The sequence below is a fragment of the Pseudomonas sp. 22082 genome (assembly GCF_052046055.1).
GTDB classification, from domain to species: Bacteria; Pseudomonadota; Gammaproteobacteria; order Pseudomonadales; family Pseudomonadaceae; genus Aquipseudomonas; species Aquipseudomonas pharyngis.
This window is the reverse complement of sequence record NZ_JBQEQB010000004.1, coordinates 73,768-96,510: the sequence shown is the minus strand read 5'-3', so window position 1 is coordinate 96,510 and position 22,743 is coordinate 73,768. Positions and strand designations below refer to the sequence as shown.

The 22,743-nt window shown below is 61.7% G+C and carries 21 protein-coding genes and 1 riboswitch; of the genes, 10 read left to right on the top strand and 11 right to left on the bottom strand.

Annotation, left to right across the window (positions count from 1 at the left end):
* Positions 1-18: 18 nt before the first annotated feature.
* Positions 19-402 carry an MAPEG family protein gene (locus tag ACTJK9_RS06400; protein ID WP_039767967.1) on the bottom strand — a complete coding sequence of 128 codons (384 nt, stop codon included), beginning with the start codon at positions 400-402 and terminating at the stop codon, positions 19-21.
* Between the two features lie 39 nt (positions 403-441).
* Positions 442-1,275 (bottom strand): EamA family transporter, encoded by an 834-nt coding sequence (locus tag ACTJK9_RS06395; protein WP_064600018.1) that lies wholly within the window; start codon positions 1,273-1,275, stop codon positions 442-444.
* Positions 1,276-1,494: 219 nt separating this feature from the next.
* Here ACTJK9_RS06395 and ACTJK9_RS06390 point away from each other — a divergent pair, with 219 nt between their 5' ends.
* Together ACTJK9_RS06390 and ACTJK9_RS06385 are read left to right on the top strand one after the other, a co-directional pair.
* The gene (locus tag ACTJK9_RS06390) at positions 1,495-2,664 is read left to right on the top strand and encodes an MFS transporter (protein WP_007959692.1); all 1,170 of its coding nucleotides are present in this window, start codon (positions 1,495-1,497) and stop codon (positions 2,662-2,664) included.
* Positions 2,665-2,769: 105 nt separating this feature from the next.
* Entirely contained in the window at positions 2,770-4,035 is a 1,266-nt protein-coding gene (locus ACTJK9_RS06385; protein WP_085611954.1) for a cation:proton antiporter, read from the top strand.
* Here the strand turns inward: ACTJK9_RS06385 and ACTJK9_RS06380 are convergent, their stop codons facing one another.
* Positions 4,036-4,941: a formate/nitrite transporter family protein gene (locus ACTJK9_RS06380; protein ID WP_085646948.1), complete on the bottom strand. Its 906-nt coding sequence runs from the start codon at positions 4,939-4,941 to the stop codon at positions 4,036-4,038.
* A gap of 161 nt (positions 4,942-5,102) precedes the next feature.
* Positions 5,103-5,510, bottom strand: coding sequence for an acyl-CoA thioesterase (locus ACTJK9_RS06375; RefSeq protein ID WP_011336338.1), 408 nt, complete (start codon positions 5,508-5,510; stop codon positions 5,103-5,105).
* A 197-nt stretch (positions 5,511-5,707) separates the two neighbouring features.
* Positions 5,708-5,806: riboswitch (S-adenosyl-L-homocysteine riboswitch) on the top strand.
* 23 nt (positions 5,807-5,829) lie between these two features.
* Here ACTJK9_RS06375 and ahcY point away from each other — a divergent pair.
* The 4 genes from ahcY to ACTJK9_RS06355 all read left to right on the top strand — a co-directional run bounded on the left by ahcY (position 5,830) and on the right by ACTJK9_RS06355 (position 11,207).
* Positions 5,830-7,239 (top strand): adenosylhomocysteinase, encoded by a 1,410-nt coding sequence (gene ahcY / locus ACTJK9_RS06370; protein ID WP_085611955.1) that lies wholly within the window; start codon positions 5,830-5,832, stop codon positions 7,237-7,239.
* Positions 7,240-7,309: 70 nt separating this feature from the next.
* Positions 7,310-8,155 (top strand): methylenetetrahydrofolate reductase [NAD(P)H], encoded by an 846-nt coding sequence (gene metF / locus ACTJK9_RS06365; RefSeq protein WP_007959683.1) that lies wholly within the window; start codon positions 7,310-7,312, stop codon positions 8,153-8,155.
* Positions 8,156-8,303: 148 nt separating this feature from the next.
* The gene (locus tag ACTJK9_RS06360; protein WP_085611956.1) at positions 8,304-9,116 is read left to right on the top strand and encodes a substrate-binding periplasmic protein; all 813 of its coding nucleotides are present in this window, start codon (positions 8,304-8,306) and stop codon (positions 9,114-9,116) included.
* Between the two features lie 222 nt (positions 9,117-9,338).
* Positions 9,339-11,207, top strand: a complete 1,869-nt coding sequence (locus ACTJK9_RS06355) for a DEAD/DEAH box helicase (protein ID WP_440812939.1) — start codon at positions 9,339-9,341, stop codon at positions 11,205-11,207.
* A 138-nt stretch (positions 11,208-11,345) separates the two neighbouring features.
* Here the strand turns inward: ACTJK9_RS06355 and ACTJK9_RS06350 are convergent, their stop codons facing one another.
* From ACTJK9_RS06350 to ACTJK9_RS06340, 3 genes are all read right to left on the bottom strand, one after another.
* A complete protein-coding gene (locus tag ACTJK9_RS06350) occupies positions 11,346-11,924 on the bottom strand; it encodes a YceI family protein (protein WP_085612093.1) in 579 nt (192 codons plus the stop codon).
* 32 nt (positions 11,925-11,956) lie between these two features.
* Positions 11,957-12,508, bottom strand: coding sequence for a cytochrome b (locus tag ACTJK9_RS06345; RefSeq protein WP_440812936.1), 552 nt, complete (start codon positions 12,506-12,508; stop codon positions 11,957-11,959).
* Positions 12,509-12,723: 215 nt separating this feature from the next.
* A complete protein-coding gene (locus tag ACTJK9_RS06340; protein WP_440812934.1) occupies positions 12,724-14,496 on the bottom strand; it encodes a flavin monoamine oxidase family protein in 1,773 nt (590 codons plus the stop codon).
* 223 nt (positions 14,497-14,719) lie between these two features.
* Here ACTJK9_RS06340 and ACTJK9_RS06335 point away from each other — a divergent pair, with 223 nt between their 5' ends.
* Both ACTJK9_RS06335 and ACTJK9_RS06330 read left to right on the top strand, forming a co-directional pair.
* Positions 14,720-16,126 (top strand): adenosylmethionine--8-amino-7-oxononanoate transaminase, encoded by a 1,407-nt coding sequence (locus ACTJK9_RS06335; RefSeq protein ID WP_085611958.1) that lies wholly within the window; start codon positions 14,720-14,722, stop codon positions 16,124-16,126.
* 152 nt (positions 16,127-16,278) lie between these two features.
* Positions 16,279-16,998, top strand: a complete 720-nt coding sequence (locus ACTJK9_RS06330; RefSeq protein WP_440812931.1) for a 16S rRNA (uracil(1498)-N(3))-methyltransferase — start codon at positions 16,279-16,281, stop codon at positions 16,996-16,998.
* A gap of 4 nt (positions 16,999-17,002) precedes the next feature.
* Here ACTJK9_RS06330 and ACTJK9_RS06325 read toward each other — a convergent pair whose 3' ends face one another.
* Both ACTJK9_RS06325 and ACTJK9_RS06320 read right to left on the bottom strand, forming a co-directional pair.
* Positions 17,003-17,905: a transporter substrate-binding domain-containing protein gene (locus ACTJK9_RS06325; protein ID WP_085611960.1), complete on the bottom strand. Its 903-nt coding sequence runs from the start codon at positions 17,903-17,905 to the stop codon at positions 17,003-17,005.
* A 41-nt stretch (positions 17,906-17,946) separates the two neighbouring features.
* Complete coding sequence (locus tag ACTJK9_RS06320; protein WP_085611961.1) at positions 17,947-19,188, bottom strand: D-amino acid dehydrogenase; 1,242 nt, start codon at positions 19,186-19,188, stop codon at positions 17,947-17,949.
* Between the two features lie 108 nt (positions 19,189-19,296).
* Between ACTJK9_RS06320 and ACTJK9_RS06315 the strand changes: the two genes are divergently transcribed.
* Positions 19,297-20,208, top strand: coding sequence for a LysR family transcriptional regulator (locus tag ACTJK9_RS06315; RefSeq protein ID WP_440812927.1), 912 nt, complete (start codon positions 19,297-19,299; stop codon positions 20,206-20,208).
* A gap of 51 nt (positions 20,209-20,259) precedes the next feature.
* Here the strand turns inward: ACTJK9_RS06315 and trhA are convergent, their stop codons facing one another.
* On the bottom strand, positions 20,260-20,877 hold the full coding sequence (gene trhA / locus ACTJK9_RS06310; RefSeq protein ID WP_011336351.1) for a PAQR family membrane homeostasis protein TrhA: 618 nt from the start codon (positions 20,875-20,877) through the stop codon (positions 20,260-20,262).
* Positions 20,878-21,019: 142 nt separating this feature from the next.
* Here trhA and ACTJK9_RS06305 point away from each other — a divergent pair, with 142 nt between their 5' ends.
* On the top strand, positions 21,020-21,940 hold the full coding sequence (locus ACTJK9_RS06305) for a LysR family transcriptional regulator (RefSeq protein ID WP_064380129.1): 921 nt from the start codon (positions 21,020-21,022) through the stop codon (positions 21,938-21,940).
* A gap of 37 nt (positions 21,941-21,977) precedes the next feature.
* Here the strand turns inward: ACTJK9_RS06305 and madM are convergent, their stop codons facing one another.
* Positions 21,978-22,742 (bottom strand): malonate transporter subunit MadM, encoded by a 765-nt coding sequence (gene madM / locus ACTJK9_RS06300; RefSeq protein ID WP_007953314.1) that lies wholly within the window; start codon positions 22,740-22,742, stop codon positions 21,978-21,980.
* Position 22,743: the final 1 nt, after the last annotated feature.

Below are 22,743 nucleotides of genomic sequence, written 5' to 3'. Positions count from 1 at the left end.
CCTGCGATCTTTTCAGGTTCAGATCGAAACGAAGAAGAAGCTGGCAATCAGCACCATCCCGACAAACCAGACCAACGAGCGCAAAGCCGCCCAGTCCGCCAGATAGCAAATGATGTAGAGCAGTCGACTGGTGATGAACAGCACCGCCAGCACATTGACCGTCACCAGCTCTGCCGTGCCCACCAGGTGCGCGACGATCACCGCCGCCGCAAACGCCGGGGTCACTTCAAAACTGTTCAGTTGCGCCGCATGGGCACGGCGCGCCACGCCATCCACGCTGTCCAGAAAGTCCCGGGGATCATGATTGTCCCGCAGTCTGAAACCGCCCGAGGCCTTGGCCACGACGGTGCACAGATAGGGCAGAAAGATCGCGATCAACACACACCACAAAGCCACCGTCATAACACCGTCCTTCTTTCGAGTTTTAGAGTTGCCGGGCGGTCAGAACTTCATTACCAACATGCCGATCAGCACCAGCCCACAGGCTAAGAGCCGCGGCCGGCCGAAAGGTTCTTTCAGGTAACGCATGCCGAACAGCACCACCAGGATCACGCTGATTTCACGCAACGCCGCTGCTTCGGCAATCGAGCCCAACTGCATCGCCCACAGCACCAGAGCGTAGCTGAACAACACGCAGAACCCGACCGCCAGTCCCAGCTTCCATTGCTCGCGCCAGAACAGCTTGAACGCCGGCCGCTTGGCCACCCACGCCAGCAACGGGAAAGGCCAGGCACTGAGCAGCGTGACCCAGACCAGGTAATCCAGCGGATGCGACCAGCGCCGCAACGCCTGACCGTCGATGTAGGTGTAGCAACCGATGCACAAGCCGATCAGCGCCACTACCGGCAGCATCGCCCACGGCAAATGTTTCCCGCCGCCGCCCTGCCAGAGCAGGCAAGCCATGCCCAACGGGATCAGCAGGATCCCGAAGATTTGCTGGGTGGTCAGCACCTCGCCGGCGAAGATCAGGGTCAGCGCCAGTACCACCAGCGGCGACAATCCACGCATCAACGGATAGACCAGCCCCAGGTCGCCGACCCGATAGGCCTGAATCAACAGGTAGCGATAAAGCAGCTCGAACGCTGCCGACGCCAGAATCCACGGCCAGATTTCCGCCGGCGGCAGGCTGATGAAAGGCATCGCCAGCGCCACGAACAACAGCGCCACGGTGTCCATGCAGGCCACCACCAGCAGCCGTTCGGCGCTGAACTTGATCAACGTGTTCCACGCTGCGTGCAACAGCGCCGCCACCAACACCAGAGCTGTCGCCAGCACGTGCCACTCCTTTGTTCTTGTTGTTGAACCTGAGCCAATTAGTCAGATTATTGATTCGCGATGTGTCAGCAGCTGTTTATACTGCAAGCGACCACGCCGCACTCAGTTGCGCACAGATAAATTCCAATAATTCCTGCCTGCCCCGTTCTCGCCCGAGACCGGTCGCCGGCCTGCGTATGCCTGATCAAAGCGTCAAGACTACCGACAGAGACCTTGCGCATGCCACTCGCTTTGCTTGCACTCGCTGTTGCCGCTTTCGGCATCGGCACCACTGAATTCGTCATCATGGGCCTGCTGCCCGATGTCGCCCGCGACCTCGCGGTGAGCATTCCCCACGCTGGCCTGTTGATCACCGGCTACGCCCTGGGCGTGGTGTTCGGTGCGCCGATTCTGGCGATCGGCACCGCCAACATGCCGCGCAAGGCCACGCTGCTGGGCATGACGCTGATGTTCATCCTCGGCAACGTGCTGTGCGCACTGGCACCGAACTACGCAACGCTGATGGCGGCGCGAGTGGTCACCGCGCTGTGCCACGGGGCGTTCTTCGGCATCGGTTCGGTAGTGGCCGCCGGGCTGGTCGCACCGAACAAGCGGGCGCAGGCGATTGCCATGATGTTCACCGGCCTGACCCTGGCCAACGTTCTCGGCGTACCGCTGGGCACCGCGCTCGGCCAGTACGCCGGCTGGCGTTCGACCTTCTGGGCGGTCTCGGTGATCGGTGTGATCGCCGCCCTCGCCCAATGGCTGTGGTTGCCGAAACATATCCCGATGGACAAGGCCAACCTCGCCAGCGAATTCAAGGTGCTGGGCAAGGTCAACGTGTTGCTGGCGCTGGGCATGAGCGTGCTGGCATCCACCAGCCTGTTCAGCGTGTTCACCTACATCGCGCCGATTCTGCAGGACATCACCGGCGTAAGCCCTCACGGCGTGACGGTGATGCTGCTGTTGTTCGGTGTCGGTTTGACCGGCGGCAGCATGCTCGGCGGACGCCTGGCCGACAGCCGCCTGCTGCCGTCGCTGGTGGGTGTTGCGCTGGCGGTGGTGGTGATTCTGGCGGCGTTCAGCCAGACCAGTCGCTCGGTGGTTCCGGCGGCGATCACGCTGGTGCTGTGGGGGATTTTTGCCTTCGCCCTGTGCCCGATCCTGCAACTGCTGATCATCGATCAGGCTCACGAGGCACCGAACCTCGGTTCGACCCTGAACCAGAGCGCGTTCAACCTCGGCAATGCCGCCGGCGCATGGATCGGCGGGCTGGTGGTGGCCAGTGGCGCGGACCTGGCGGACCTGCCGTGGACCGGCGCGCTGGTGGGCGTGCTGACCGTGCTGACGGCGCTGTTTTTCATCTACCTGCAACGTCGGGGTGTCGCTGCGGTCAATGTCTCCGGCTGATTTTCCCGGGGGACACAATTGTGTCCCCACCCGGCGTCAGCCCATCCAACCCTTGCGTCCATGAATGGGCGCGCTGTCTTTCACCCCCCATCCAAAGGACCCCGGATGCTTGAACTCGTCGCCGCTTTCATCTGCCTCACCACCCTCCTCACCTTTGTGAATTTCCGCTTCATCGGCCTGCCTCCGACCATCGGCGTGATGGTTACCGCACTGATGTTTTCCCTGTTGCTGCAAGGCCTGAGCCTGCTCGGTTACCCCGGTCTGGAAGAGCGCGTGCAGCAACTGATCGGCCAGATCGACTTCGGCGATCTGCTGATGAACTGGATGCTGTCGTTCCTGCTGTTCGCCGGCGCCTTGCACGTGAACCTGAACGACCTGCGCAGCTACCGTTGGCCCATCGGCCTGCTGGCGACCTTCGGCGTACTGATCGCCACTGCCGTGATCGGCAGCCTCGCCTATTACATTTTTGCCCTGTTCGGCTGGCACGTGAGCTTCCTCTACTGCCTGTTGTTCGGCGCGCTAATTTCTCCGACCGACCCGATTGCGGTACTCGGTGTGCTGCGTACGGCCAACGCCTCGAAGCCGCTGAAGACCACCATCGTCGGCGAATCGCTGTTCAACGACGGCACCGCCGTGGTGGTGTTCACCGTGCTGCTGGGCATCGCGCAACTGGGCGAAACCCCGACCGTCGGCGCCACGGCCATGCTGTTCGTCCACGAAGCCGTTGGTGGCGTGCTGTTCGGCGGGCTGATCGGTTATCTGGTGTACCTGATGATCAAAAGCATCGAGCAGCATCAGATCGAAGTCATGCTGACCCTGGCGCTGGTGATCGGCGGTTCAGCGATGGCCACCGAGCTGCATGTCTCGGCGCCGATTGCGATGGTGGTCGCCGGGCTGATCATCGGTAACCTGGGTCGCAATCTGGCGATGAACGACATGACGCGCAAATACCTCGACGGCTTCTGGGAATTGCTCGACGACATGCTCAACGCGCTGCTGTTCGCACTGATCGGGATGGAGCTTTTGCTGCTGCCGTTCAACTGGCTGCACGTGGCGGCGGCGAGTTTGCTGGCGCTGGCGATTCTGCTGTCGCGCCTGCTCACCGTGGCCCCGGCCATCGTCTTGCTGCGGCGCTGGCGCACGGTGCCGCGCGGCACGATCCGGATCCTGACCTGGGGCGGATTGCGCGGCGGTGTTTCGGTGGCACTGGCCCTGGCCCTGCCGTTGGGCCCGGAGCGCGATCTGCTGCTGAGCATCACTTACATCGTGGTGCTGTCGTCGATCCTGTTGCAGGGCCTGACCATCGGCAAACTGGTCAAGCACGCAACCCGCGATGAGCCGGCGACCGCTGCCGAGCCCGCGCACCACTGATCATTTCTTGATCCGCTGCGGATCGGGCTTTTCGGCCTGGTCCGCAGATTCCTTCGGCGCATCCGTTTCTTTCGGCGCACCGCTTTCACTGCGGATCTGCGCATGACTGATCAGGGCAAAGATGAAACTGCCGCCGATGATGTTCCCCGCCAGGGTCGGCCCGGCAAACACCGCCCAGAAATCACTCCACGGCAACTCGCCGGCAAACACCAGATACGACACCTCCGCCGACCCCACCACGATGTGAGTGAAATCGCCCAGTGCCATCAGATAGGTGATGAGGATGATGATCCACATCTTCGCGCTTTCCATGGACGGGATCATCCAGACCATGGTGGCGATCATCCAGCCCGAGACGATGCCCTTGGCGAACATCTGACTCGCATGGTTCTCCATGACCTTGCGGCCGATTTCGAGGAAGGCCTCGTCGGTCTTGCTGTCGAAGATCGGCAGTTCGAGCATCACGTACGCCACCAGAATCGTCCCGCACAGGTTGCCGAACAGCACCACGGTCCAGAGCCGGATCAACCGGCCGAAATTGGCCAGGGTCGGCTTGGTCATCACCGGCAGCACGGCGGTCAGGGTATTTTCGGTAAACAGTTGCTGGCGGGCGAGAATCACCGCGAGAAAGCCTGCGCAGTAGCCGAAGCTGGCAATCACTTTGAATTCGTCGCCGTCGGGCAGACGCGAGTTGAGCAGGCCCATGCCCATCAGCGACAGGCCCATGGTCAGCCCGGCTGCCAGCGCCGACCACCACAGCGCGGCGATGCTGCGCTCCAGTTCCTGGTCGCCTTGTTTGCGGATGATTTCATGCAGGACCGCCGCCCGGGGCGGCTGGTTTTTCTCGACTTCGTGTTGTTCCTTGGCCGAGAGGTCGGGGGTCTTGCCGTCTGTTGGGGTGGTCATGGCGTGGGAACCGTAGAGGGGCTTTTAGCTACGACCCCTGCGGTTCATGGCTGTTCAGTAGCCAGATAAATCTTCGGTGACTGCACAACCGCTTTCGCGAGCAAGCCCGCTCCCACAGTTGACNGGGAGCGGGCTTGCTCGCGATGGGGGCACCGCCGATATCATTCGGTAACGGGCACGTCATCCTTGAACTGGTCTTTTACGTACCTGATTTCGGTTCGCCCGTGCGGCGCCGGCAGGCCGTCTTCGCCGAGGTTGACGAAGACCATCTTCTCGACGGTCAGGATGCTCTTGCGGGTGATCTTGTTGCGCACTTCGCAGGTCAGGGTGATCGAGGTGCGGCCGAACTCGGTGGCGGTGATGCCCAGTTCGATGATGTCGCCCTGGCGCGAGGCGCTGACGAAGTTGATTTCGGAAATGTACTTGGTCACCACACGCTGGTTGCCCAGTTGAACGATGGCGTAGATCGCCGCTTCCTCGTCGATCCAGCGCAGCAGGCTGCCGCCGAACAGGGTGCCGTTGGGGTTGAGGTCTTCGGGTTTTACCCACTTGCGGGTGTGGAAATTCATCTTCACTCCTGAGCGTCTTGCCGAATGATGGCGCCATCTTGGCAGACTGAGCGGTCATGCTCCATGAGGCTTCTACTATGGTCGCGATTGGCGATCTTCATCTGGCCGACAGAAACCCTTTGGAAGATCAGTCTAGACGGCTATAATCGCCCCCGTTTCAAAACGGTAACCTTCACTTGCTACCGTTTTCCCGCCACCTGTCCGAGGGGCGCTGCAGCAGGTTCAACCTGTCAGGCTCGGATGGGGCGTTGACCGGCTCAGGCCGGACACTAAACGCACAACGGCGCCCATTCGCATACATTACGAATGGAGGCTCTTCATGAGCGCTGTTATCACGCCTACAGATTTTAACGATTACAAAGTTGCCGACATGTCCCTGGCTGCCTGGGGCCGTCGCGAAACCATCATCGCCGAATCGGAAATGCCGGCCCTGATGGGTCTGCGCCGCAAGTACGCTTCCGAGCAGCCTTTGAAAGGCGCAAAAATCCTCGGCTGCATCCACATGACCATTCAGACCGCCGTGCTGATCGAAACCCTGGTTGCCCTGGGTGCCGAAGTGCGCTGGTCGTCCTGCAACATTTTTTCGACTCAGGACCAGGCCGCCGCTTCCATCGCCGCTGCCGGCATCCCGGTTTTCGCCTGGAAAGGCGAGACTGAAGAAGAGTACGAGTGGTGCCTGGAGCAGACCATCCTGAAGGATGGCCAGCCATGGGACGCCAACATGATCCTCGACGACGGCGGCGACCTGACCGAGCTGCTGCACAAGAAATACCCACAGGTTCTGGACCGCGTCCACGGCGTGACCGAAGAAACCACCACCGGCGTACACCGTCTGCTGGATATGCTGGCCAAGGGCGAGCTGAAAATCCCGGCCATCAACGTCAACGACTCGGTGACCAAGTCCAAGAACGACAACAAGTACGGCTGTCGTCACAGCCTGAACGATGCCATCAAGCGCGGCACCGACCACTTGCTGTCCGGCAAGCAAGCGCTGGTCATCGGCTACGGTGACGTGGGCAAGGGTTCGGCCCAGTCCCTGCGTCAGGAAGGCATGATCGTCAAAGTCTCCGAAGTCGACCCGATCTGCGCCATGCAAGCCTGCATGGACGGTTTCGAACTGGTTTCGCCGTTCATCGACGGTATCAACGACGGCACTGAAGCGAGCATCGACAAAGCGCTGCTGGGCAAGATCGACCTGATCGTGACCACCACCGGTAACGTCAACGTTTGCGACGCAAACATGCTCAAAGCCCTGAAGAAGCGCGCCGTTGTCTGCAACATCGGTCACTTCGACAACGAAATCGACACCGCTTTCATGCGCAAGAACTGGGCATGGGAAGAAGTGAAGCCACAGGTACACAAGATCCACCGTACTGGTGCTGGCTCGTTCGACCCACAGAACGACGACTACCTGATCCTGCTGGCCGAAGGCCGTCTGGTGAACCTGGGCAACGCTACCGGTCACCCAAGCCGCATCATGGACGGTTCGTTCGCCAACCAGGTGCTGGCGCAGATCTTCCTGTTTGGCCAGAAGTACGCCGACCTGTCGCCAGCCCAGAAAGCCGAGCGCCTGACCGTTGAAGTACTGCCGAAGAAACTCGACGAAGAAGTGGCCCTGGAAATGGTTCGCGGCTTCGGCGGTGTGGTCACTCAACTGACCAAGCAACAGGCTGACTACATCGGCGTGACCGTCGAAGGCCCGTTCAAGCCGCACGCTTACCGCTACTGATTGACGCGGCGGCCCGCTCCCACATCGGCGGTGCAAGCCTCACAGGCTTCGTGTTTCCAAGGGTATTCCCATGTCCCAAGACCGTCGCTACAGCTTCGAGTTCTTCCCGACCAAGACCGATGCTGGGCATGAAAAACTGCTCGCCACTGCCCGTCAGTTGGCCACCTACAACCCTGACTTCTTTTCCTGCACCTACGGCGCGGGCGGTTCGACCCGTGACCGCACGCTGAACACCGTGTTGCAGCTGGAAAGCGAAGTCAAAATCCCCGCCGCCCCGCACCTGTCGTGCGTCGGCGACAGCAAGGACGACCTGCGCGGCCTGCTGAACGAGTACAAGGCCGCCGGCATCAAGCGCATCGTCGCCCTGCGCGGTGACCTGCCGTCCGGCATGGGCATGACCAGCGGCGAGCTGCGTCACGCCAATGAACTGGTTGAATTCATTCGTGAAGAAACCGGCAATCATTTCCACATCGAAGTCGCCGCCTACCCGGAGATGCACCCGCAAGCGCGCAACTACGAGGACGATCTCGCCAACTTCGTGCGCAAGGCCCGTGCCGGCGCCGACAGCGCGATCACTCAGTACTTCTTCAACGCCGACAGCTACTTCTACTTTGTCGACCGTTTGCAGGCGCTGGGCGTGGACATTCCGGTCGTGCCGGGGATCATGCCGATCACCAACTACAGCAAACTCGCGCGTTTCTCCGATGCCTGCGGTGCGGAAATCCCGCGCTGGATTCGCAAGCAGCTGGAAGCCTACGGCGATGACAGCCAAAGCATTCAGCGTTTTGGCGAACAAGTCGTCACGGAAATGTGCGAACGCCTGCTGCAAGGCGGCGCACCCGGCCTGCACTTCTATTCCATGAACCAGGCCGAACCGAGCCTGGCGATCTGGAACAACCTGAAGCTGCCGCGCTAAAAAGACGTAATCGCAGAACCAGAAGATCGCAGCCACGACAGTGCCTACAGCGCTTTCGCCGCTGCGATCTTTTGCTTTTAAACGCCCGAAACAGAGCTTCTGCGGCCAGTTTCTGGCTCTTTGCCGTTTCTCGTCGTAATCTCAAGCCATGCCTTTGATCACGCAGTTATTCGCCGTGCTGGTTTTTGCTTGCCTGAGCTTTGCGGCTCGGGGCGAGAAGCTGCGTATCGTCACCGAACCGTGGGCGCCGTACGTCTATGAACAAGGCGGCAAGAACCTCGGTCTCGATTACGAAACCACCGCCATCGTGTTCAAGCGCCTGGGCATTGAAGTCGAATGGCAGTTCCTGCCGTGGAAACGCTGCCTGTCGATGCTCGAAACCGGCCAGGCCGACGGCGCGCTGGATATCTTCCACAGCGATGAACGCGACGCCACCCTGCTCTATCCGAGCGAACCGCTGTCGGACGTCGAGTTCGTGATGTTTTACGCCAACGACCGCCCGCACCCTTTTCGCAGCCTCGAAGACCTCAAGGGCCTGACCATCGGTACGTCGCCGGGCTATCTGTACAGCCCCGACTTTCGCGAATCGACGCTGTTCACCCGCGAGCCGGCCCCAACCCACGAAGCCAACTTCGGCAAACTGGTGCGCGGGCGTATCGACCTGCTGATTACCGACCGCCGCGTGGGCCAGCATTTGCTCGATGAATTGGATATCCGCAACCAGATCACTGAAAACCCCACGGTCATCAGCCGCCAGAGCCAGTTTCTGGCCGTGCGACGCAATGCGGGGATGGATTTGCTGGTGCAGCGTTTCGGTGCCGAACTGAAGCGTTTCAAGCGCGAACCGGCCTATGCGGAGCTCAGCGCCCGCTACGGCGCAGCCCCCGCCCTGGCGACACCGCTGGGCAACGCCACCGCCAGCGGCAAAACCGTTGAGCAGCAGGAAAGCGGCGCGCAGTGATTGCTCTGTTATACTCCGGCGTTCCCGCCAGGCTCACGCCCGGACGCCCGGAACCGTAACAGGCCTCCCGACCCGCTACAGCGCAGCTTTTCAGCCCGCGCGAGCGCTCCGGACGTGCCTTCGGAACCGCAGCAGGACCGGACGGGATTGCGTCCTCTTAAACGCCATTCGCGCCAGGCAAGACTCCCATTGGGCCAAGCCCTAACTAAAACAGGATTACTCATGTCCTTTGCTTCCCTCGGTCTCTCCGAGGCTTTGGTCCGCGCTATCGAAGATGCGGGCTATACCGAGCCTACTCCGGTGCAACAGCGGGCCATTCCCGCCGTGTTGCAAGGTCGCGACCTGATGGTTGCGGCTCAGACAGGTACTGGTAAAACCGGCGGTTTCGCCCTTCCGATCCTGGAGCGGCTGTTTCCCAACGGTCACCCGGACAAATCCCAGCGTCACGGCCCGCGCCAACCGCGCGTGCTCGTGCTGACCCCTACCCGCGAACTCGCGGCGCAGGTTCACGACAGTTTCAAGATCTACGCCCGCGACCTGAAATTCGTCAGCGCGTGCATCTTCGGCGGCGTCGGCATGAACCCGCAGGTTCAGGCCATGTCCCGTGGCGTTGACGTGCTGGTGGCGTGCCCCGGTCGTCTGCTCGACCTGTGCGGCCAGGGCAGCGTCGATCTGTCCCACGTCGAAATTCTCGTGCTCGACGAAGCCGACCGCATGCTCGACATGGGCTTCGTCCATGACGTGAAGAAAGTCCTCGCGCGCCTGCCGGCCAAACGCCAGAACCTGCTGTTCTCGGCGACCTTCTCCAAAGACATCACCGATCTTGCCGGCAAGCTGTTGCACAACCCGGAACGCATCGAAGTGACGCCGCCGAACACCACGGTCGAGCGCATCGAACAACGCGTGTTCCGTCTGCCGGCCAGCCACAAGCGTGCGCTGCTGGCCCACCTGATTACCGCCGGCGCGTGGGAACAGGTGCTGGTGTTCACCCGCACCAAGCACGGCGCCAACCGTCTGGCCGAGTACCTGGACAAACACGGCCTGCCGGCTGTGGCGATCCACGGCAACAAGAGCCAGAACGCCCGCACCAAAGCCCTGGCCGACTTCAAGGCCGGTGAAGTGCGCATTTTGGTTGCCACCGACATCGCCGCCCGTGGCCTGGACATCGACCAGTTGCCACACGTGGTCAACTTCGAACTGCCGAACGTCGATGAAGACTATGTGCACCGTATCGGCCGTACCGGCCGGGCCGGTCGTTCGGGCGAGGCGATCTCGCTGGTCGCGCCGGACGAAGAAAAACTGCTGAAAAGCATCGAACGCATGACCAAGCAGAAAATCGCCGACGGCGACCTGATGGGCTTCGATGCCAGCACCATCGAGGCCGAGAAGCCGGAAGCCCGTGAACGTCCGGACATGCGCAACCCGCGCAATGCCCGTGGCCCACGCGGCGACGGCCCGAATGGCGGCGGCGGTGGCGGCGGTCGTAAAGACAAAGGCAAAGACAAGGGCAAGGAAAAACCGGCCGGTGAGCGTGGCGAGCGTCCAGCCCGTCAACAGAAGCCGCGTGAAGGCACCCCGGCCCGCGAACAACGCCAGCCAAGCCAGCCGCCACGCGCCGCTGCTGACCGTGCTCCGGACGAGTTCCTCGACGACGATATCGATAACTTCGGCAACCGCGTCGACTACGTGCCGAAGCAGGCTCCGGCCGGTGGTCGCAACCGTCGCCCGGGCGCTCCGGCGCAAGGCGCAGGTGCGGGCGCACCGCGCGGCGGTCAGTCGCAAGGTCGCCAGAACGGCCCGCGCAACAGCAACGGTTCGAGCACCGGCACCCCGCCAGGCAAACGCAGTGGCCCACGCAACGGTGCTCCGCGTGACGGCCAGGGTCGTCGCGATGAGAACCCGCGCAACCGCCGTCCGGCCCGTGACGATCAGCAACGCGCTGAACCGGCCGTGCAGAACCCGCGCAGCAGCGGCCCGAAGATCATGCACAAGGAATCGAAAGCCGACCGCTTCCCGACGCCTGAGCAGCTGGATCAACTGCCAAGCCGCCCACGCGGTGAAAAACCGGCCTTGCTGACCCGCAATCGCTGAGTTTCGACTGCCATGAAAAATGCCCCGACCTGAAAACCGGGGCATTTTTTTGCGCGCCTCTAGGGCGAAGTTTGCTGCAGGCAATAAAAAACGCCCCCGTTCGCTAGACCGAGGGCGTTTTTGTGAGACCGGCGAAAATTACTTCGCTTTCACGCCTTCAAACGAAACATACAGCTCGACCGCGTCGGACTTCGGACCCAGGTCTTTCTGCTTGCCGAAATCGGAACGCTTGATGGTGGTGGTGCCTTCGAAGCCGGCACGGTAGCCGCCCCATGGATCCTTGCCTTCGCCCAGGAAGGTCGCCTTCACGACCACTGGCTTGGTGACGCCCAGGATGGTCAGGTCGCCGGTCACGTCAGCGGTGTTGGCACCGGTGGACTTGACGCTGGTGGAGACGAAGGTCGCCTTGGCGAACTTGCTGGCGTTGAGGAAGTCAGCGCTGGCGATGTGCTTGTCGCGCTCGGCGTGGTTGGTGAACACGCTGGCGGTGTTCACATTGAACTCGATCTTGCTGTCTTCAGGCTTGGCAGCGTCGAAGCTGAACTTGCCATCGATGTCCTTGAAGGTACCGGTGATATAGCTGTAGCCCAGGTGGCTGATCTTGAAGTCGACGAAGGCGTGCTGGCCTTCCTTGTCGACTACGTAGTCAGCGGCCATCACATTGGCGGACAGGACGGCGGAGCCGATTGCCAGAGCGGCCAGAGTCTTTTTCAACATGCTTTGTTTTCCTTTGGAGTCGAGGTTGAACATCAGGCTTTGCGTCCCAGCATTCGTGTCAGGGTCGCATCACGATCGATAAAGTGGTGCTTCAATGCTGCCAACGCATGGAGACCGGAAAAAATTACCAGCGCCCATGCCAGGTACAGATGAATCACACCGGCGGTATCTGCCTGATCCGGTAGTCCGGAAACCAGTGCAGGAACTTCAAACAGGCCAAACACCGGAATCCCGACACCGTCTGCGGTGGAAATCAGGTAACCGGCAATCATCACGGCGAACAGCGCAAGGTAGAGAAACCCATGGCCGAACTTGGCGCCGATGCGGGTCATGTGGCTGTAGCTCTGGAGCGTTGGCGGCGGTGGGCTGACAAAGCGCCACAACACCCGCAACACCATCACAGCCAACAGCACCAGACCGATGCTCTTGTGCAGATCCGGCGCGTCTTTGCGCCAGGTGCTGTAGTAATCCAGCCCCACCATCCACAGACCCAGCGCGAACAGCCCGAAGACCACCAGCGCCACACCCCAGTGCATGAAGATGCTGACCCAACCGTAGCGCGAAGAAGAGTTACGTAGCTGCATTGCCCAAATCCTGTGAGAACTGCGAACCAAGACTAGCGAGTTATCTATCGAATTAAAGCGGAAAATTTTGCTTTGAAATATCGAGAAATACGATCAAGAGTCTTGAACAGGGGAGTTAAGGAAAGATTAAAGACAAAAGTGTGGCGGGATGTTGTGAATCACGGGCAAAAAAAAGCGCGGCCTGAAAGCCGCGCTTTTTCATTCACCGCAAAGCCTTACTGCGCTTTGGTCTCGGTGCTTGCCGCCGGTTTAGCCGCTGGCTTCTTCGCCGGTTCAGCTTTTTTCGCCGCCGGTTTGGCCGGAGCTTTTTTCGCTTCGGTCTTCGCCGCCGGTTTTTTCGCTGCTGGCTTGGCTGCCGCTTTCTTCGCCGGCTCGGCTTTCACCGGGGCCGCTGGCTTCGGTGCTTCCACCGGGGCTGGCGCAGGGGCCGGGGTCGGTGCAGGCGCTGGGGCGGCTGGAGCGGGTGCCGGCTCTGGCGCTTTCACTGGCTCTGGCTTCTTGTCGTCGTCCGAACCGCCGAACAGATTGGTGAAGAAGTTGCCTTTCTTCGCCGCTACTGCCGCACCCGCCGCTGCGGCGGTGGCCGCTGCCGGGCCGACCTTGACCGGTTCGAAGGATTTGCCCGCCGCCAGGTCTTCAACCTGACTGGCCGCGCGCTGGCCGGTGCGCAGTGCGCCTTCCAGCGTGCCCGGGTACAAGGTGTCGGTGTGTTCGCCGGCAAACGCTACGCGCTGCAGCGGACGCTCCCACAGGCGCCAGAATTTGCTGATCTGGCCAGGACCGAAGGCCAGGTAGGAACCACCGGTCGATGGATCGGTGCTGTAGCGACGGATTTCATAACCGGTGAACGAGCCACGGGCCTGTGGATAAAACGTGTGCAGGCGAATCAGCACCTGATCGACCATCTGCTTGTCGCCGAAGGCCTGCATGACGCGAGCGTTGTCGCCGGACAGGTTGATCACCACGTTGGCGCCGCCCTTCAGGGCCGGCTCGATCCACAACATGCCAAGGCCGGTGTTGCTGTAGATCTCGCCGGACATCCGCGCCTTGCTTTCCCACACCGGCGTCTTGAACTTCAGCATGATCTGGTCGCGCCAGCCGTAGTTGGTGCCTTTGATCGCGGCCAGGTGCTGGGCGTCCAGCGCCGGAGTCAGCTGGATCTTGTTGAGGGCGCGCAACGGCACCGCCAGCACAACGTAATCGGCCTGGTAGCCGACGCTGCCGACCTTGACGGTCACGCCGTCCTTGTCCTGGGTGATGGCAGATACTGGCGAGTTGGTCTTGATGGTTTTCAGCTGTTTGACGAAGGCCTGGGCCAGCACCGGGCTGCCACCGACCAGACGCGAAGCGCGCAGGTCACGGTCGGACACGCCGCGATACACCCGGCTCTGCTGCGCGAAGTACAGCAGCGACAGGCGCGAAGGCTCGTCGTAGTGGGTGCGGATATCCTGGTTGATCAGCTGACGCGCGGTGGCCGGCAGGTTCTGCTTGTCGAGCCAGCTCGAGACGTTGATCTGATCAAGGGCGTGCAGAGTGTTGGTCGCCGCCGGGTTCTGCGGATCGTCGATCGAACGCGCCAGATCGTCACGGGTTTTCTCGTAACGCTTCAGCGCTTCGGCCGTGGCAGGTTGTTTGGCGGTCAGGTCGGCGGCGGAGAAATACTCGCCATCGATCAGGTAACCCGGGGTCCGTACGAATTCAGGCGCCGGCGTGGTGCTCAGCTTGAAGGTCGATACGTACTTGTTCAGCACCGGTTGAGTCTTGTCGTTGCCGATCCACTCGCTGGTGGCCATGCCCGAGCGACCGCCCAGACTCGGCTTGGCTTCGAGCAGCGTGACCTGCCAGCCCTTGTTCTGCAGTTCGTAAGCCGCCGTCAGGCCCGACAGGCCGCCGCCGATCACGATCGCGGTTTTATCCTTGGCCAGCGCCGTAACGCTGAACAGCCCCAACACCACCAGCGCACAGGCGCGCAGCCAACCGACAGACATTCAGCGAACTCCGGAAATACACGTAGGAAAAAGCAGTTTTGCGGGTCAGACGACCCAAAGAACCGCGAAGAATACGTCAGCCATCAAAACGCCGCCAGCGACGTCTATCGGTCCATACAAAGTAGCTCAATCGACACAATGGGTTGTTCCGGCGCGATGCATTGCATAGGCTTGCGCGATTGTTTGCCCGCGCCTGACGCGAGCCGCCTCGAGGAGACTGAACATGGGCCTGAACAACCAGTGGATGCAACGCGATCTCGCGGTGCTGTGGCATCCCTGCACCCAGATGAAAGACCACGAACAGCTGCCGCTGATCCCGATCAAGCGCGGTGAAGGCGTCTGGCTCGAAGACTTCGAAGGCAAGCGTTATCTGGATGCGGTCAGCTCCTGGTGGGTCAACGTGTTCGGCCACGCCAACCCGCGCATCAACCAGCGCATCAAGGATCAGGTCGATCAACTGGAACACGTGATTCTGGCCGGTTTCAGCCATCAGCCAGTGATCGAACTGTCCGAGCGTCTGGTGAAGATGACGCCGGAAGGCCTGAACCGGGTGTTCTACGCCGATAACGGTTCGTCCTGCATCGAAGTCGCGCTGAAAATGAGCTTTCATTATTGGCTCAACCGCGGTCAGCCGAACAAGAAACGCTTCGTCACCCTGACCAACAGCTACCACGGCGAAACCATGGCGGCGATGTCAGTCGGTGACGTGCCGTTGTTCACCGAAACCTATAAAGCGCTGCTGATGGACACCATCAAGGTGCCGAGCCCGGATTGCTACCTGCGCCCGCAGGGCATGAGCTGGGAAGAGCATTCGCGCAACATGTTCGCGGCCATGGAACAGACGCTGGCGGAAAACCATGACAGCGTCGCTGCGGTGATCGTCGAGCCGCTGATCCAGGGCGCCGGCGGCATGCGCATGTATCACCCGGTGTACCTCAAGCTGCTGCGCGAAGCCTGCGACCGTTACGGCGTGCATCTGATCCACGACGAAATCGCCGTCGGCTTCGGCCGCACCGGGACGATGTTCGCCTGCGAACAGGCCGGCATCCGCCCGGACTTCCTGTGCCTGTCGAAAGCCCTGACCGGCGGCTATCTGCCATTGGCCGCGTGCCTGACCACCGACGAGGTGTACAGCGCGTTCTACGACGACTACCCGACCCTGCGCGCCTTCCTGCATTCGCACAGCTACACCGGCAACCCGCTGGCCTGTGCGGCGGCGCTGGCGACTCTGGATATCTTCGAACAGGACAACGTGATCGAGAACAACCGGGCGCTGGCTCAACGCATGGCGTCGGCGACGGCGCATCTGGTGGATCATCCGAATGTTTCGGAAGTGCGTCAGACCGGCATGGTCCTGGCGATCGAGATGGTCAAGGACAAAGCCACGAAAGAGGCTTATCCGTGGCAGGAACGTCGCGGCCTGAAGGTGTTCCAGCATGCGCTGGAGCGTGGCGCGCTGCTGCGTCCGCTGGGCAGCGTGGTGTATTTCCTGCCGCCGTACGTGATCACCCCGGAGCAGATCGACTTCCTCGCCGAAGTCGCCAGCGAAGGCATCGACATTGCCACCCGTGACAGCGTCAGCGTGGCGGTGCCGAAGGATTTCCATCCCGGGTTTCGTGATCCGGGCTGATCCAAATTATTCAAGATCTGTGGTGCCTGGACTTCCGCTTTCGCGAGCAAGCCCGCTCCCACATTTGGAATGCATTTCCCTGTGGGAGCGGGCTTGCTCGCGAATGAAGTCGACACCGTTTTAACTGATTCACATCTTTCCAGAGACTCCGAATGAGACTGTCCCGCTTTTTTATCGACGCCCCGCTGAGCACTGGCGAACACGAACTGCCGGAAGCCCAGGCGCACTACATCAGCCGCGTGCTGCGCATGGCCGAAGGCGATGCGGTGCAGTTGTTCGACGGCTCCGGCCATGAGTTTCGCGGATCGCTGGTGGAAGTCGGCAAGAAGCGCGTGGTGGTGCAGATCGACGAGCAGTTCGCCGGTCAAGTCGAATCTCCGCTGCACATCCACCTCGGCCAGGGCCTGTCCCGGGGTGAGCGGATGGACTGGGCGATCCAGAAAGCCACCGAACTGGGCGTGACTGAAATCACCCCGATCTTCAGCGAGCGCTGCGAAGTCCGCCTCAAGGACGAACGCGCCGACAAACGCCTGCTGCACTGGCGTCAGGTGGCGATCAGCGCCTGCGAGCAATGCGGTCGTTCGCGGGTGCCGGTGATTCATCCACCACTGTTGCTGGCCGACTGGCTGAAACAGACGCAAGCCGAACTGAAACTGGTGCTGCACCCGGTGGCCGAGCCGCTGGTCAGCCATGCCAAGCCATCAACGCTGGCGTTCCTGATCGGCCCTGAAGGCGGTTTGTCCGACGCCGAAGTCGAGCAAGCCAAGGGCAACGGCTTCCACGCCGCCCGCCTCGGCCCGCGTGTGCTGCGCACCGAGACCGCGCCGGTTGTGGCACTGGCGGTGGCGCAGCAACTGTGGGGTGATTTCTAACCCGTCACTGCACCGGATCACTGGTTGGTCTGGCGATGATTGCCTTGAGTTCGCCGGTCATCGGGAATTCAAGGTTCAAACCCTTCGGCGGGATCGGCTGCTCGAACCACTTGCGGTAGATCCCGTTGATCTCCCCCGAGCTGTACAGGTCGGCCAACACGCCATTCACCAGCGCAAGAAACTGCGGATCATCCTTGCGCACCATGCAGCTGTAGATTTCCCGCGACTGCTCCTCCCCCACAACGACCCAGTTGTGCGGATCGCGTGCCTTGGCCCGCTCGCCGTAGAGCAACGCATCGTCCATGTAGAACGCCGCCGCGCGCCCCGATTGCAGCATCTGGAATGCCTCGCCGTGATCCTTGGCGCTGATGACGAACATGTTCAGTTTGTGGTCGAGGTTGTAGCTCTTCAGATAACGCTCGTTGGTGGTGCCGGCGGTGGTCACCACGTTCTTGCCGCGCAGGTCATCGAAGCTTTTGATGCCGCTGTCCCTGGCAGTCAGCAGCTGACCTTTGACGTAGATAAAACCGTAGGAGAACGCGACCTGCTTCTGCCGTTCGGCGGTTACCCCGGTGGAGCCGCATTCAAGGTCGACTGTGCCGTTCTGAACCAGCGGAATCCGCGTCTGCGACGTCACCAGGTTGTACTTCACCTTCAGCTCCGGCAGCGCCAGTTGCTGCTTGATGCGCTCGACGATCTTGCCCGCAAGCTCCACCGAATACCCCATCGGCTGCCCGGTGTGATCGCCCACATACGAGAACGGCACCGACGCATCGCGATACCCCAGGGTAATGCTGTTGGCGCTGGCAATCTTGCCAAGCGTACCGGTCAGCGGCACTTCATTGGCCTGAGCCTGAGCACCGAAAACCAGCGCCAGAGTGCAGCCGAGCAACGTGATTTTTTGCATTGTTATTCTCCGTTGTGGGTGGGGTGTTTTAGCAGAAACCGTCACGCCGCACGGGGATTGAACCCGTGCAGATCAATGGATGTGCGCTGCTGGCCGATCAGTTCGCTGAGCAACTGCCCGCTGCCGCAGGCCAGGGTGAAACCGAGCGCGCCGTGGCCGAGGTTGAGCCACAGATTGCGATAGGCCGTGGCGCCCAGCAGCGGAACGCCGGTGGGGGTGGCCGGACGCATGCCGGCCCATTCGACGGCGGCGTCATAGTGGCCGGCGTCGGGAAAGGTGTCGCGGGCCTGGCGCTTGATCAGCGCCAGTCGCTCGGGGTCCACCGCCGGGTCGAAACCGACGATGTCGACCATCGCCGCCACCCGCAGTTGTTCGCCGATACGCGCGTAGACGATCTTGCGGTCGTAGTCGGTGATGCTCACGCCCGGCGCCCGGTGCTCGTTGCCAATCGGCACGGTCAGGCTGTAGCCCTTCAGCGGATACAGCGGCAGGCGCAGGCCGGGCAGCGCGAGCAACGGGCTGCGATGGCCGGCGGCGATTACCAGTTGTTCGACCGGCAGGGTCTCTTCGCCAAGTTCAATGGCCGATACCGCGCCGTGGCTGTGACGAATGCCGGTGACTGCCTGACCGAGACGAAATTCGCAGCGGCCCGACGCTTCCAATCTCGCCGCCAACTGTTGGCAGAAACCGTGACAGTCACCGACTTCTTCATCCGGCGTGTAGATCGCGCCTACAAACGGCGCATCGGTCAGTGCCGTTTCCAGTTGCGCACATTCGGTGGCGGACAACACCTGCTGTTGCTGCGGATCGGCGAGGCCTTTGCGTGCATGCTCGAAGCTGGCGGCGTTGCGGAAGGTCACCAGTTTGCCGTTGCGCCGCCAATTGAAACCGGTGAGCCCGTCGTCCTCACGCCAGCGTTTCAGGGTGCTCTGGCTGAACAACGCCAGACGCAGCAGATGCGCAGCGTTCTCACGGTTGACCGAGGTGCGGCACGCGGCGAGAAACGAGGCCATCCAGCGCCACTGCGCCGGGTCCAGGCGCGGGCGCAATTTCAGCGGTGAATCGCCGCGCAGCATCCAGCCGATCGCCTGCAACGGCACGCCGGCATCGGCCAGCGGCGCGACGTAGCGGTAGGACAACTGGCCGCCGTTGGCGAAGCTGGTTTCGCTGCCCAGCGACTGCCGCGCCTCGACCACCGTCACCTCGAAGCCGTCGCGCACCAGCGCCCAGGCCGTTGCCAAGCCGATCACGCCGCCGCCGATGATGCACACACGCTGAGCCATGTCCGTCCTTAATCGTTCTTGAAGACGAGGCCGAGGTTAGGGCGAGGTGACAGGCGCCGAACAATGAATAAAGATGCCAAACCTATAAACAAAGGTTATGGGATCGTCATGCGCCTTCGACATATCGAGATTTTCCAGGCCATTCGCCAGACCGGCTCGATCAGCGCCGCTGCGCAGTTGCTGCACGTCTCGCAACCGGCGGTGACCAAGGTGTTGCAGCACGCCGAGCAGCAGTTGGGTTTTCCATTGTTTCTGCGGGTGCGCGGCAAGTTGCAGGCGACTCCGGAAGCGCTGGAACTTGAGCGCGAAGTCGACAAGGTCACCGAAAGCCTGCAAGGCGTGCGGCGTCTGGCCCAGAGCCTGCGCCGCGAACCCGGCCACAGCCTGCGGATCGGCGCGACCCCGGCGCTGGCGCTGTCGTTGCTGCCGCCGGCGATCCGGCAATGGACGGCACAGTTCCCGGACATCGCCTGCGAACTGTCGAGCGCCCACAGCCGCGAGCTGATGCAGAACCTGCTGATGCGCGAAGTGGACGTGGCCCTGACGTTGCAGTTGCCGGACCATCCGGGGCTGAAGGCCCAGGCATTGGCCTCGGGAGTTCTGGTGGCATTGGCACCGAGAGGTTATTGGCCGCAGGAAGATGCCGGTCAGCCGTTGCCGCTGATGGCGTTGGCGGGAGCGCCGCTGATCGGGCTGTCCAGCGCCGACCCGCTGGCCGCCCGCCTCGATAGTTATCTCGAAGCGGTCGAGCCACCGCCGCGTGTGCGGATTGCCGTGCAGACGTATTCGCTGGCGCGGGCGATGGTGGAGTCCGGCGCCGGGGTCGCGGTGATCGATCCGTTCACCGCGCTGGGTGCCTCATCGGCCACCACCACTATTCGCCCTCTCGCCCCGCCGCTGCCGATCACGCTTTACGCGGTGACCCGCGCCACCGAACCGCCGCCGCATACGCTGAATGGTTTGCTGGAGATCTTCAGTCAACGCGCCGGCGAACAACTCAACAACCTGAACCCTGCATAGATCTAATGTGGGAGCGGGCTTGCTCCCACAATGAATTGGGGATAACCCTGGTTAAAGGACGTAAAACAGAATCGCCACAAAATGCAGCAGGCTCCCGGCGATCACGAACAGATGCCAGATCCCGTGGGCATGCCGCAACCGATGGTCGAGGGCGAAGAAGATGATCCCCACGGTGTACAGCACGCCGCCCGACGCCAGCCAGGCAAACCCCGCCGTCCCCAGCGCCGCGATCAGCGGCTTGACCGCCACCAGCACGATCCAGCCCATCACCGCGTAGATCACGATCGACAGGATCCGCGCCTCCGAGCGTGGCTTGATCTCCTGCAGGATGCCGATCAGCGCCAGCCCCCAGACAATCCCGAACAGCGTCCAGCCCCACGGCCCGCGCAGGGTCACCAGGCAGAACGGCGTGTAACTGCCGGCGATCAGCAGGTAGATCGAAAAGTGATCGACCTTTTTCATGATCGCTTTCTTGCGCCCGCGCACGCTGTGGTACACGGTGGACGCGCTGTAGAGCACCAGCAACGTAAAGGCATAAATCGCCACGCTGACGATCTTCCAAGGGCTGCCGTCGAGGCTGGCAATCACCAGCATCCAGACGCCCCCGACAAACGCCGCTACCGCACCGACCAGATGCGTCCAGGCGTTCAGTTTTTCTCCGTGATACATGTGTCGCACACCTCGATTTCATTTACCGCAACGCGCAAGGCTCGGGCCTTGAGCGTAAAAGCGCAATGTTTCCGTTCAACGCAGGCAGGCACCTGTCCTGATATTTGGGCACAATCGAGCGATACCAAGAAGAGTTCGCGCCATGCTGATCGACGAAGAATTGACCCTGAAGAAACTCGAGGTGTTCCTCGCCTTCATGCGCACCGGCAACCTCGCCCGCGCCGCCGCCGAGTTGCAGACCAGCAACGTCAGCGTGCACCGCGCGATCCATTCGCTGGAAAGCGCCCTGCGCTGTCCGCTGTTCAAACACGAAGGGCGCAACCTGACACCGCTGGAAAGCGCCTACGTGCTCGAAGAGCGGGCGCAGAAGCTGATTCAGGACGTGGTCGAAAGCGTGCGCCTGACCCGCGAAGCCGCCGGGTTCTCGGCCGAGCGCTTCAAGCTCGGCTCGCTGTATTCGCTGACGGTGAAGACCGTGCCGCAATTGATCATGGGTTTGAAGATCCGCCGCAGCGAACTCAACATCGACCTGATCCTCGGCTCGAACATCGACCTGCTCTACAAGCTGAAAAACATGGAAGTCGACGCGATCCTGGTGTCGCTGGACGACACCGTCAACGACCCGGACTGCGAGCAGATTCCACTGTTTTCCGACGACATTTTCCTCGCCACCCCGGCCGATTCGCGCTTCGCCCAACGCAGCGAAGTGGACCTGGCGGAGGTGCGCGACGAAACCTTCATCACCCTCACCCAAGGCTTCGCCACCCACCAGGACGGCATCCGAGTGTTCCGGCAGGCGGGGTTCGAGCCGAAGGTAGCGATGCAGGTCAACGACATCTTCACCCTGCTGAGCATGGTCAGTTCCGGGGTCGGTTATGCGTTGCTGCCGGGGAGGATTGCGGCGGTGTACGAGAACCGGGTGAAGCTGATTCCGCTGCAGGAGAAGTACCGGTTGCAGCAGCACATTGGCGTGGTTTTTTTGAAGGCTAAAGAGCGGGATCCGAATTTGCTGGCGTTGCTGGCGGAGTGTCGGATGTATGCGAATCGCCAAGGCTCACAATGATCGTTCCCACGCGAAGCGTGGGAACGATCATCCAAACCTAACCCACAATCCCGCGCACGATGAAGAACAGCAACGAAGGCCCAAGCAGACAACCCAATCCGGTGTGGAAAGTAGCCGTCAACGCCCCATAAGGCACCAACCGCCGATCCGTCGCCGCCAGCCCCGCCGTCACGCCACTCACCGTCCCGGCCAGCCCGCCAAACACCATCGCCGAGCGCGGGTTATCCAGGCCCATCCAGCGCGCCGCCACGGGCGTGCCGACCATCACCAGAATCGCCTTGATCAACCCGGTGGCAATCGACAGCGCCATCACATCCGAAGTCGCGCCAATCGCCGCACCGGTCACCGGCCCGACAATGTAAGTCACCGCACCGGCGCCGATGGTGGTCATACTCACCGCATCGCGATAACCGAACGCGTAAGCCATGCACGCACCGACAATGAACGGCAGGATCGTGCCCAGCAGCAGCGCAATCACGCCGATCATCCCGGCCTTCTTCGCCTCGGTCGCCTGCACTTCAAACGCCGTGGCAACAATGGCGAAGTCCCGCAGCATCGCGCCACCCATCAGGCCGATGCCGGAGAACAGCGTCAGGTCCGCCAGGCCCTTCTGCCCGCCGGTCATGGTGCCGCCGACCCAGGCCAGCACCAGGCCGATGACGATGGCAATCGCCGAGCCGTGAATCCGCCCGAACGTCAGGCGTTTGGAGAGAATCACCGAGACCCACATGATCACGCCGACGAAGGCGAACGCGGTGATCAGACCGTTGTGTTCCAGACCCTTTTCAATGAGATCCCACATG